Annotated in this window: 13 protein-coding genes and 1 pseudogene; 2 read left to right on the forward strand and 12 right to left on the reverse strand. The window is 47.9% G+C overall.

What is annotated here, in order from left to right:
• The 10 genes and pseudogenes from Q0882_RS16495 to ccmA all read right to left on the reverse strand — a co-directional run.
• Window positions 1–962, reverse strand: a pseudogene (locus Q0882_RS16495) (hypothetical protein); the annotation flags it as partial.
• A 63-nt stretch (window positions 963–1,025) separates the two neighbouring features.
• Entirely contained in the window at window positions 1,026–2,273 is a 1,248-nt protein-coding gene (ccmI, locus tag Q0882_RS16500) for a c-type cytochrome biogenesis protein CcmI (RefSeq protein WP_299184030.1), read from the reverse strand.
• On the reverse strand, window positions 2,270–2,746 hold the full coding sequence (locus Q0882_RS16505) for a cytochrome c-type biogenesis protein (protein WP_299184033.1): 477 nt from the start codon (window positions 2,744–2,746) through the stop codon (window positions 2,270–2,272). The genes ccmI and Q0882_RS16505 overlap by 4 nt, the downstream gene beginning before the upstream one ends.
• Window positions 2,746–3,288: a DsbE family thiol:disulfide interchange protein gene (locus Q0882_RS16510; RefSeq protein ID WP_299184035.1), complete on the reverse strand. Its 543-nt coding sequence runs from the start codon at window positions 3,286–3,288 to the stop codon at window positions 2,746–2,748. Before Q0882_RS16510 ends, Q0882_RS16505 begins: the two co-directional genes overlap by 1 nt.
• Before the next feature lie 17 nt (window positions 3,289–3,305).
• Window positions 3,306–5,261 (reverse strand): heme lyase CcmF/NrfE family subunit, encoded by a 1,956-nt coding sequence (locus tag Q0882_RS16515; protein WP_299184038.1) that lies wholly within the window; start codon window positions 5,259–5,261, stop codon window positions 3,306–3,308.
• Window positions 5,258–5,719 (reverse strand): cytochrome c maturation protein CcmE, encoded by a 462-nt coding sequence (gene ccmE / locus Q0882_RS16520; RefSeq protein ID WP_299184041.1) that lies wholly within the window; start codon window positions 5,717–5,719, stop codon window positions 5,258–5,260. Before ccmE ends, Q0882_RS16515 begins: the two co-directional genes overlap by 4 nt.
• On the reverse strand, window positions 5,716–5,895 hold the full coding sequence (gene ccmD / locus Q0882_RS16525) for a heme exporter protein CcmD (protein ID WP_299184044.1): 180 nt from the start codon (window positions 5,893–5,895) through the stop codon (window positions 5,716–5,718). Before ccmD ends, ccmE begins: the two co-directional genes overlap by 4 nt.
• Window positions 5,896–5,905: 10 nt before the next feature.
• Complete coding sequence (locus Q0882_RS16530) at window positions 5,906–6,664, reverse strand: heme ABC transporter permease (protein ID WP_299184048.1); 759 nt, start codon at window positions 6,662–6,664, stop codon at window positions 5,906–5,908.
• Between the two features lie 12 nt (window positions 6,665–6,676).
• Entirely contained in the window at window positions 6,677–7,396 is a 720-nt protein-coding gene (gene ccmB, locus Q0882_RS16535) for a heme exporter protein CcmB (protein WP_299184051.1), read from the reverse strand.
• Window positions 7,396–8,031, reverse strand: coding sequence for a cytochrome c biogenesis heme-transporting ATPase CcmA (gene ccmA, locus Q0882_RS16540; RefSeq protein ID WP_299184054.1), 636 nt, complete (start codon window positions 8,029–8,031; stop codon window positions 7,396–7,398). The genes ccmB and ccmA overlap by 1 nt, the downstream gene beginning before the upstream one ends.
• Window positions 8,032–8,302: 271 nt before the next feature.
• Here ccmA and Q0882_RS16545 point away from each other — a divergent pair, with 271 nt between their 5' ends.
• Both Q0882_RS16545 and Q0882_RS16550 read left to right on the forward strand, forming a co-directional pair.
• A complete protein-coding gene (locus tag Q0882_RS16545) occupies window positions 8,303–10,348 on the forward strand; it encodes a flagellar hook-length control protein FliK (protein WP_299184057.1) in 2,046 nt (681 codons plus the stop codon).
• Window positions 10,345–10,683, forward strand: a complete 339-nt coding sequence (locus Q0882_RS16550; protein WP_299184059.1) for an EscU/YscU/HrcU family type III secretion system export apparatus switch protein — start codon at window positions 10,345–10,347, stop codon at window positions 10,681–10,683. The genes Q0882_RS16545 and Q0882_RS16550 overlap by 4 nt, the downstream gene beginning before the upstream one ends.
• Here the strand turns inward: Q0882_RS16550 and Q0882_RS16555 are convergent.
• Both Q0882_RS16555 and Q0882_RS16560 read right to left on the reverse strand, forming a co-directional pair.
• Window positions 10,662–11,066, reverse strand: coding sequence for a DUF2802 domain-containing protein (locus Q0882_RS16555; protein ID WP_299184062.1), 405 nt, complete (start codon window positions 11,064–11,066; stop codon window positions 10,662–10,664). The genes Q0882_RS16550 and Q0882_RS16555 overlap by 22 nt on opposite strands.
• Window positions 11,067–11,090: 24 nt before the next feature.
• On the reverse strand, window positions 11,091–11,492 hold the full coding sequence (locus Q0882_RS16560; protein WP_366915939.1) for a hypothetical protein: 402 nt from the start codon (window positions 11,490–11,492) through the stop codon (window positions 11,091–11,093).
• Window positions 11,493–11,626: the final 134 nt, after the last annotated feature.

An 11,626-nucleotide genomic window follows, 5' to 3' on the forward strand; every position in this document is an offset into this window, starting at 1 on the left:
GGCTCTGGCTCTGGCTCTGGCTCTGGCTCTGGCTCTGGCTCTGGCTCTGGCTCTGGCTCTGGCTCTGGCTCTGGCTCAACAACAGTATCCAGTTCAAAAGATTCCAGCTCATCAGCTTGTTCATAATCAACAGATTCAAGCTGTTGTTTAACTGCCGTTTCATCTTCTTCTCCCAGAAGTTGATCGATATTAGGCAATTCAGCTTCATCTTGGGGAGCGGAAGGAGCAGACCCACTCTTATCAGTTGAGATACTAGACTCAACATCTTGCTCCACCTGCAGATCAGTTACTTCTACGGGCTCAATCGCATCTTCCAGAATCGGAGGGACCAGACCGCTGGCAGGCTCTACTGAATCCATCTCTGAAAAGCTATCAACGACTGGATTAGGGACCTTCCGGACTGATCCGATAATACCCTCAGCTCCATAATCATTCTCATCACTCACTGAATGATCAGTGTATGAATCAATCGAGTCATTCAACTTCGGTTCTTCATCGAAGGAAGGCAGATCTGAAGCGGTAATCGTCGGTTCCACGCGCTTTACCGATCGTGGTGAGCCCAGGATACCGTCATCCAGATCTAAGTCATCACCCCATTCTGGCGGCTGATTGGCTGGCACCGAAGACGAGGGGGCGGGAGAAGATGCTGTTTGATCAACCAGCGTCTCAGTTTGCGGGCTACCCGCTGAACGATGCTCAGCGAGTTGATCGGGTTCAGGTGCTAACTCGGGTCGATGCTCTGAAAAAAGAGGGTCATCATCCAGAGACACTTTCCGAGCACCGCCACTGGGAAGTTCCGGGTTATAACCACTCTCTTCTACAGGGACGTCGACAAAGTTTTTATCGATATTCATTTTCAGGCGGTTACGCCCGGATTGCATGCGCCGCCAACCATCAAAAACTATCAACAGGATCAAAACAACCCCGCCGATAATCAACCACTCACGCAGACCAATATCCATGTGCCCAGTCGCGCCCCTATAACTATTATTATTTAATTAAATCACACTATAAAAGAGCCGGTTTTATTCGACAACCGTATCGATCACCAGAATCAGCGGTAGGCTCGTTCCGCGACTCTGTACAGGGGAGATTACACCGTACAGATCCCCCTTCTCCTCTTTAGGCTGCCCCGAAAGTGAAATTCGAGCAGAAACTTCAACCTGGGAAACAGAAGATAATGCAGCCTGTGGGTTCATCGCTTTGGAATCATCCAAAATAATATCTGCTGGCAGATCTGAAACATTGAGCTTTACCGCAGCGAGCGGTATACGCCCTCCAATCTCTTTAGCAAAAACGAACACCACCTGATCGGGTTTGACCTGATCTTTTAGATTTTCGCTCAGAGAGACCTTCAAGCTAATGCTTGCATCCAGCAATTCAGGTATTTCAGGCACAGCTTTGCCCTGTGCCAGAAGCTGGTCTCGTGCTTTTCGAACCCCTGAACGTAAGGAGTCCGCTGTTTGACCATCTGCATTACGCAGTGCTTTCAACCAATGTTCCAGAGCAAGCTCGTAATTTTGTTGTTCAAACGCTTCAATTCCTAAGAGGCCCAGCACAGTGATCTCAAAGGGTTCCTTTTCAAGCGTCCGATTGATCTGCTCTTTAACCTCAGGATTCATCTGACTACCATTAGCAAAGAATAGAGCCTGTGCATACTGCCCCATTACACTTGCATACTGAGGTGCATCCTCAGGCAAAAGAGTTAATACCTTCTTAAAGCCTTCCGCCCCTTCCTGATAGCGCCCCTGATTCATATAGGTCGTTGATAGCAGGAACCAGCCCTCAGGGTTTTCTGGTTGAATTTCCAGTTCACGTTCCAACTGCGCAATTGCCTGTTCCAGAGTAGGCTGCTCACCATTGAATGGATCTTTAGGTTGTTGCAGTGACAATTCCAGATCAGCTGAACGACCTAGCTCAGCATATAGACCTATCCCGGCAACCGGGACCATCATCGCCATCAGGGTTATCGTGACCAACGCCTGCTTTGTTAATACTAATTTTGCTGACGCTTTTTTCTCATTAGTCACATCTGAAAGCAGATTACGCTCAAGCTCAGTTTTCAGAGTGGCAAAGTCTGCCTCTTCCAGATTACCCGCATCTCTCTCTTGCTCCAGCTCTTCCAGTCTTTCCCGGAAGATCTCTATATTCTGCTGTTCCCTATCCTCAGCGGTATCCTGCTGAATCAAACGTCTTGCTCTTAGAAATGGCGCATAGATAAACGCAATTGCGACTATAGAAAGCAGCCCGATACCGACCCACAGTTCAATCATTTATTGTTACCATCATCAAGTATATCTTTCAGGCGCTGAGACTCTTCATCACTCAGCCTCTGCTCCAGGTTCTCTTCATCTCTATCTTTTCTTTTCCGTTTCCCTGATATCAACCACATCACGATCAGGCCGATAATCAACAAACCAAAGGGGCCATACCACAACAGATAGGTCATCTGATTCACAGGTGGCCGATAGAGAACGAAATCACCGTAACGCGCGACCATAAAATCGATGATCTCATCATTGCCATTACCCTCACGCAACATCCGATAGACCTCATTTCTCAGATCTGAGGCGATCGGTGAGTTTGAATCCTGTAGATTCTGGTTTTGGCACTTCGGGCAACGTAACTCAAACGTCAATTGACGAAACCGCTCTCGCGTTGCCTCATCTTCGAACTCATAGGTATCAATGGCTGCTGAACTCAAAAGCGGAAAGATCAGCAGTAGCGATGCTATTAAAACTCTCATTAGGATTCCGTCTGTTTCGCCACTTTTAAGTTGTCGATAATGCCTTTTAATTTCTGCCAAACTTTCTCATCCACAACACCTACATGCTTGTAGCGGATGATTCCAGCAGCATCGATAACGTAGGTTTCGGGTGCACCATAAACTCCCAAATCCAATCCCAGAGAGCCTTCCACATCAAAGATATTGGAGGCGTAGGGATCAAGGTATTTTTCAAGCCAGATTTTGGCTTTCTGGCGATCATCCTTGTAGTTGATACCGATGACCTTATAGCCTTCCGCTTTAATGCGGTTAAGCTGTGCATGCTCCTGTTTACAGGAGGGGCACCAGGTCGCCCAAACATTCACCAGTGCAGCCTCGCCTTTCAAATCAGCTTCGGTCAGTTCAATCCCTTCATCATACAGAGAGCTGAGTTGAAACTGAGGTAAGGGCTTATTCAGAAGCGCGGAAGGAAGCTCCGTCGGATCCAGCTGTAGTCCACGCCACAAAAAGATTCCGATACCAATAAAGATCACCAGGGGTATAAATAAAATAAAACGGCGCAAAACTCTTCTCCAACCTTTTAAACCACTGACGCAGCCCGCTTAGCCTGCTTTCGGTAACGCGGATCACTTGCCGCCAGGAATCCACCCAGCGTCATCAATAATCCACCTAGCCACAACCAACGAACAAACGGTTTATGCTGTACACGCACAGCCCATGCACCCTCTGATAATGGCTCACCCAGAGCAACATAAAGATCACGAGTCAGTCCCGGATCAATTGCAGCCTCGGTCATTACATTACCGCGTGCTGTGTAGAGCCTTTTTTCAGGATAGAGCTCACCATAAGCTTCACCATTTTTCAAAACCCGCAAGCGAGCCTGATCTGAGACATAGTTGGGCCCTTCAACCTTGCGCGCACCATCAAAAATAAACTCGTACTGTTTAAAGCTGAGTTTATCTCCTGGCGCCATTCGCAGGTCACGCTCCTCATTGTAGATAGAGACCAACGTCATACCAACAATGGTCACAGCAACCCCGATATGAGCGAGGACCATTGCGTAGTAACTACGTGAAAGCGAACGCAACCCACTGAAAATGCTGGCCCTATGCGCAACTTTATTCCAGATATCCCGGAGTGAAACCAACGTAATCCAGAAAACCAGCACCATCCCGAGTGTTACATACCAATCATAGGCATCTCCATAAAGCACCGAGAATGAGCTACCCAGCACAATACTCAGTACCAGAGGGATCACTAACTGCTTGGTCAGGAAGGAAGGTTTAGTCTGTTTCCATCGGGAGATGATGCCAAATCCCATAAAACCAACCATGATCGACATCAGAGGGATAAACAGCGCATTAAAGTATGGTGGTCCTACCGAGATCTTGCCCATGCCAAGTGCATCGATCAGCAATGGATAGAGAGTACCTAACAGCACCATCATGGCCACGATAACCAACAACACATTATTACCTAAGAGGAAGGTTTCTCGAGAAACCAATTCAAAACTGGATTCACTTTTTACATGAGCAGCCTTGATTGCATATAACAGTAGTGAGCCACCGATCGTAATCGCCAACAAAGCCAAAATAAAATAGCCGCGATCAGGGTCCGTCGCAAACGCATGCACTGACGTCAATACGCCAGAACGGACCAGGAAGGTTCCCAATAGACTCAGCGAGAATGTAAAGATCGCCAAAAGGACGGTCCAGCTTTTAAACACACCCCTTTTTTCGGTGACCGCTAAACTATGCACCAGTGCAGTTCCGACCAACCAAGGCATAAATGAAGCATTTTCAACCGGATCCCAGAACCACCAACCGCCCCAGCCGAGTTCATAGTATGCCCACCAACTACCCAAAGCGATCCCCAGTGTCAGGAATGCCCAGGCAACAATGGTCCAAGGTCGAGACCAACGGGCCCATGCAGCATCTAATCTGCCACTTAACAGCGCAGCAATGGCAAAGGCGAAGGCAACAGAGAACCCAACATATCCCATGTAGAGCATAGGAGGATGCAATATCAGACCTATATCCTGCAACAATGGGTTCAGGTCCCCGCCTTCGTGTGGAAAGCGGGGAAGATGGCGCTCAAACGGGCTGGAAGTCATCAGGGTAAACAGAATAAAGCCTACACCAATAATCCCCATTACGGATAAGACTCGTGCAACGATATCCTGAGGCAGATTGTCACTTTTAACGGCAACCGCCCATGTCCACCCTCCGAGGATCACTACCCAGAGCAGCAGAGAACCTTCATGGCCGCCCCAGATCGCACTGATCTTATAGTAGACAGGTAGCGCACTGTTGGAGTTACTCGCCACATAAACTACGGAAAAATCATCTGTGACAAACGCATAACCCAGACAGATCAGGCTAACCATCAAAAAGGCAAACATACCTGTAGCCAGAGGCCGGGCAAACCCCATCCATAATGGGTTTGAACTATAGGTTCCCGCTAAAGGCACTACCGCAAGGAGTGCAGACAAGCACAGTGCTAATATCAGAGCATACTGACCTAACTCAGGTATCATTTGTTGAATACCTCAGCTTCAGGCTTCGGCATGTTACCTGCTTTTTCTAATGCATCAGCAACTTCAGGAGGCATATAATTTTCATCATGTTTTGCCAAAACTTCCGTCGCCTGTAACTGATTGTTCTGATCCAATTCACCCTGAGCAACGATCCCCTGACCTTCACGGAACAGATCTGGAAGGATTCCGTTGTAGTGAACCGTGACACTATTCTCATAGTCCGTCATATCAAAAGTCACATTCAAACTCTGCTGATCACGCTTAACGCTGCCTTCAACAACCATGCCCCCCGCCCTAATACGGGTTGCCTGCGGGGCTTCTCCTTTGGCGATCTGGGTCGGAGAATAGAAAAGGTTAATATTCTGGCTTAATGCAAACATGGTCAGGCCAACTGCAGCCCCCACACCAAAGACAATAAATAAAACGATAAATAAACGTTGTTTGCGTTTAGGGTTCATGAAGATTTTTTCTCCCTGCGCAGGCGGCGAACAAGGTCTGAGATAACTTTCTTCTTCTGCATCACCGGACTCACAATATTAATAACAAAAATAACCAAAGCGATGGCATAACTCAGCCAGACATACAAACCATGTCCACCCATCACAATAAACTCAGAAAAACTGTCAAAACTCACAATAAGTGCCTCACCGTTTTTCAATCAATTCCCGCACCCAACTGCTTCGACGTTCCCGGTGTAGAATCTCATTCCGGGTACGCATCATCAGGGAGACGGCAAAGAAACAATAAAAACCTATGACCATGATTAACAAGGGTACCCACATCTCTGCAGGCATCGCAGGTCGTTCTGTCAGTGTAAATGTGGCTGGCTGATGCAACGTATTCCACCAATCAACCGAGTATTTGATAATGGGAATATTCACGAGCCCCACCAAAGCCAAAACGGCTGAGGATTGCGCAGCGGTTGCCTCACTCTCAATTGCAGAGTGCAGTGCAATGACACCGAGATAAAGGAAGAGCAATATCAGCATTGAGGTCAGACGAGCATCCCAGACCCACCAGGATCCCCAGGTCGGTTTCCCCCAAATCGCACCGGTCGCCAGAGCAAGAATCGCAATTGATGCGCCGATAGGAGCACAGGACTTGGCAACCATATCAGCCACTTTCATCTTCCAGATCAATCCTATCGCACCTGCTACAGCCATCAACATATAACAGGATTGAGCGAGAATAGCTGAGGGTACATGAATGTAGATGATCCTAAAGCTGTTCCCCTGCTGATAATCTTCAGGCGCAAAGGCGAGTGCCCAGATAATTCCACCAATCAGCAACAGGGTCGCCGCAACAGCAAAACCCGGAAGCAGTTTGCCCATAATCTCATAGGACCACCTGGGGGAAGCTAACTGGTAAAACCAGCGCGGCATCCATTTTTTATTTTCACTCATAACAACCTAAACTTATCCGCTTACGGAAATTCGTAGTGCCGCTGCAATAGCCAGAGGCGCCATCACAACCCCTAGCGCCAACATAGCACCTAATAACGCGAAGAACCCAGCCAGAGGCAGTCCAGTCACGGCCGCCTGAACTGCGCTAGTCCCAAAAATCAACACAGGAATGTAGAGAGGCAACACCAACAGTGAAATAAGCACACCACCCTTACGTAACCCTACAGTCAGTGCAGCACCAATAGCACCAACCAAACTCAGCGTAGGAGTCCCCAGCAACAAACTTAACATCAGCCCACTCATCCCTTCGGCAGGCAAAAACAACATAACGCCCAGCAGCGGAGCTAATAACGTCAATGGCAACCCACTCATCATCCAATGCGCCAACACCTTCGAAAGCACAATGACAAATAATGGCTGGGGGCTAAGTAACGTTTGCTCAAGGGTGCCATCTTCAAAATCAGAGCGAAATAAACTATCCATTGAAAGCAAGGTTGCCAACAAAGCTGCTACCCAAACTACTCCCGGCGCAACCTCAGCCAAAAAATCAGGCTCAGGACTCACCCCCAAAGGGAACAGCGTGGCAACCATCAAAAAGAAAACCAATGGATTAAACAGGTCGCTTTTCTTCCGGTAAGCCAACATCAGATCACGCTTTAATACGGCCCAGAACAATCCCATAAGCGTATTTTCGGCAGAGTCAGACCGTTCATTTGTCAATATTTGCTCCATTAAGTTCCCGCCATCTCATCAAGATTTAGACGGCGCACTTTATCACCCATCGCTAACTCATGGTGTGTCGTCAAAATAACACTTCCACCTTTATTGGCATGATCAAGTATAAGCTGCTCTTTTTCAGCCACCCCTTTTTTATCAATCGCAGTGAAAGGCTCATCCAGAATCCACAGCCGGGCATTACTAAGGTAGAGCCGTGCCAGACTGACACGGCGATTTTGACCCGCTGATAATGTATGACAGGGCACATCTTCAAAACCGCTAAGACCGACTTTATCCAGTGCATCAGCGATACTATTTGCTCTCATTCCCGGGTGCATAGCCACATACCATCGCAGATTCTCTTCAGGGGACAATATTGCTTTAACACCGGGGTGATGACCAAAGTAGAGCAACTGGCGCTTATAATCATCACGCACATCCGCCAACGGCTCCCCTTGCCAGTAGAGATCTCCTTCAAAATTATTAGAGAGCCCGCTGAGAATACGTAAAAGCGTGGTCTTACCACTACCATTCTGCCCTTCAACCTGAACAATCTCCCCAGAGGAGATATTAAAGCTCAGATCTTCAAACAAAATGCGCTCATCACGTTCGCAGAAAAGATTTTCAACTTGAAATAACGTTTTACTCAAACCTTTCCCCAAACCCGCTCAACATCTCCGGCCAACTTAGAAAACTGCATACTCACAGTTTTCGCTTTCGCCCCTGATTATCATCCTAAACTATACTTCTGGCATTATCGGCCGATTAATAAGCGAGTGATTATATACGATTATCTGAGAACGCTGCACTGTTGTCTTGTTTTCATAAAGTCGGAATTTTATCCTCATTTAGCAGCAAGCTTGATCCCCGGCAATCTGTTGCCAGGAAAAACTGCCCCGTTAGGAAAAAGAGGCGTCTATATTGTTACCCCAGCTACCAGCTATTCCACTGCAAAACACAAGTAACAGCAACGATTCCGCTCAGAATCTGAACCGGCTGTTACCCGTTGGCAAAAACGTGAGTGCCACCGTTGTTGCAGTAAGCAGGGATCAAATCCAACCCGAAATTTTCCGACTCAAACTTGAAATCAATAACCGACTGATACAGATGGGAGTTTTTCAGGCACTACCCGTCGGCCAAAAGATCAATGTCAATCGCCAGAGTGATGGTCAGATTCAACTCAGCTTACCCAATCCACAAGCGGCAAAAGCAGAGTCATCTTCCAGGGCGAAAGGCTCTATTCAAAATAACGTTCAGGTTGCGGACCAGAGGGCACAAAACAGCCCAGCCAATCCGCAGCAACTGAAACTGTCCAGCGAACAGCCTAATAACATAATTCAAAACAACACACGCTTTACCGCAGCAGTGATTAGTAGTAGACCTTCTTACCCGCCTAGCTCACCCTCAATTAATACACCGGCTACGGTAACTGGCACTACTAATATCCCTGCAGCTACTATCTCTTCAACGCCTCAATCAGCACCAAGCCCCCAGTTACAACCGGGCACTGCTCAAAATGCATCGTCAACACCACCGGTAGCACAAGGAAGCAGTCCACCTATTTCAACTACAGGGACGCTCTCTCAAGCTCCTGATATACAGAGGCAAAATGAAAGCCAAGCTCCTTCCAATATCCGCACTGAGGTTCAAGCCAAGACACCTCCAGCCCAAGTTTCTGGTTCTGGTTCTGGTTCCGGTTCTGGTTCCGGTTCTGGACTAAACCTTCAGCCAGCTACAGTTAATACAGTTAGAACAAACGCCCCGGAAACAAATACAGCTGTAGTCAAAGAGAACCCCCAGCCCCCAGTCACTCAACAAGAAAGGCCTGTAGCTTTCAACAACACGACACGAGCACAAAACATCCCTGCAGAGCCTAAACAAGCAAGCAATACCATCGATATTAGACAGCCTTTGCCTTTGCCTCAGACTGCAGCACCGAAAGCTGCCGCGTCGGCTTCGACTACCTTATCAGACGCAAACATTCAGCCACGCCACTCCATTGCCCCATCGCATTACAACATTACTCTGGCGCTGGAAAATGGCTCAAAAATTTCGGTCAATGCACCTGCGCCCCTACCCCAGGGAACACAACTGTTACTGATCAAAAATGATGTTCAGACCCTGCAAATACTCAGGCAACAAGCACCTCCAACAATACCCTCCTCTGCACTGGATAAGCCCGCTATTCAGGAGATTTTACGCAACACCCTACCTGCTCAATTACCCACAGGATATGCGTTCACTCAACTTGCCCAAACAGCTGACAGCTCACAGTTATCCCAAATCAGCAGTGTCGTCAGATCAATGCTACAACTGTTTGGTGTTAGTCCTGGCAGCCAGGATGCGTCCTTACAGATACGCCAGAATATCGAGCTGGGAGGTTTGACAACCGAACAAAGGTTAAGTCAAGGACTCGTACCTGAAGGCCGGGATATGAAAAGCCAATTATCACAACTACAGCAACTGGCGGACAAACTCCCTGAAGAGCAGCGAGAGAGGTTTGAGCAAATAATAAAAGGTATGCAATCGCGTATCACTAGCCAGCAACTCAACTCATTGCAGCAGTGGCGAGAGCTGCCCGACGGTGGTTTTGAACGTGTATTGCAACTTGATCTCCCGATCAAACAGGGGGAGCAATGGGAGAATCTTGAGCTTCGACTCAGTCGTGAAGGCGGGACTAATGCAGCTGGGGAGATGGTTTCAGTCTGGCGTGTTCGGTTGCATTTCGATCTGGAGGAGCTGGGCGGTGTGGACTCCGAGATAAGGCTCACCGATGGTCACGAAATAAAAACCCTCTTCTGGTGTGAGCTCCCTGAAACAGCTGAAAAACTTAAAGAAAGGGCTGATGAGTTTTCTGAAAGGCTACGATCCTGTGGTTTCAGCCAGTCCGAGGTTGACTGGCATGAAGGCGCGGCTCCGAACCAAAACCAATCGATACATAAACAATTGGTTGACCTACACACATGAAGTTTTCAAAAACCGAAAAACAAGATGAACGTAAGAAAGCGATCGCTCTGAAATATGATCAGGAGCTGGGTAAAGCCCCTTTGATCGTTGCGAAAGGAATGGGTGAGATAGCTGAACAGATTATCAGTCTGGCAGATGAGCATGGCATCCATATCCATGAAAGCCCAGAACTGGTTGAGGTGTTAATCCGACTAGAACTCGGGGATGAGATTCCAGAATCCCTTTACAGAGCGATTGCAGAGGTTATTGCATTTGCATATAGCCTGAAGCAAACCCCCGCTGAGGTCCTTTCTAAAACGGTGAAGGATAGCCCTCAATCTCGGCCCAAAGATTGATGAGGTGCATGCAGCTCTTTATGGAGCAATGCCATTAGTTCAGCCTCAGGACGCCCAATACCACAATTCTGCACCAGGTCATCTACATCGGCCCCCATCTCCATCAACCTTGTCGCCTGATTGTATGCCAATGCACTTGGATCACGATTTTCAAGCTCTTGCTGTTTATCTGCAGTCAGATTCAGTTTCTGTTCTACTTCTATTAAACGTCGTCCCATACCGATCGAGCTATTGGTCATAGCCTGGATCTCATTTCGAAGTACATTTATCAGAGCCTGATGGCGACGTTCGTACTGCTTAAGACGCCTAAACAAAATGAAACAGGCGGAACATGCTCCCAATGTAATGATTACCAAAAGTATATCCAGTACTGACACTGCCATATTCTGCCTATCTACTTTAAGAGATCAGAAAGACTGATCAAATTGTTTCATCAATTCAGGAATATCCAGAATCGCGCACCGCTCTTCCATATACGTTCCCCATAGCCACTTACGGGGGTTATCTTTACTGGACCAGGTCACCTTATCTGCTGGAATACGCACAGATTTCACCAACTCATCACAAGCAAGCGCCCAGTGACGACCACTGAGAATCACCAATTCATCGTAGCGAGCCATCTCCGGTTCATACCGTTCTGGCACCAGCCATAACGCTGTATCCACCACATTGGTATCGAATGATGCCCCGCCAAAACGCCCTAAACACCAATCGTGGGCCGTATCCAGCACCAGTGAAACAGAGCTCAGATGCACGGCACCCTCAACATAATCAAATGGAATTGCCAGATTCAAGCCATGCATTTTCACAAGAACGCAGTTTATCTCCCGACCTGACCCAGCAGCCTCCTGCGGAGCTGCCGCAATTTCTGGTTCTGGTTCTGGTTCTGGTTCTGGTTCTGGTTCTGGTTCTGGTTCTGGTTCTGGTTCTGGTTCTGGTTCTG

The sequence above is a fragment of the uncultured Neptuniibacter sp. genome, from assembly GCF_947498015.1.
In the GTDB taxonomy this organism is placed as follows: domain Bacteria; phylum Pseudomonadota; class Gammaproteobacteria; order Pseudomonadales; family Balneatricaceae; genus Neptuniibacter.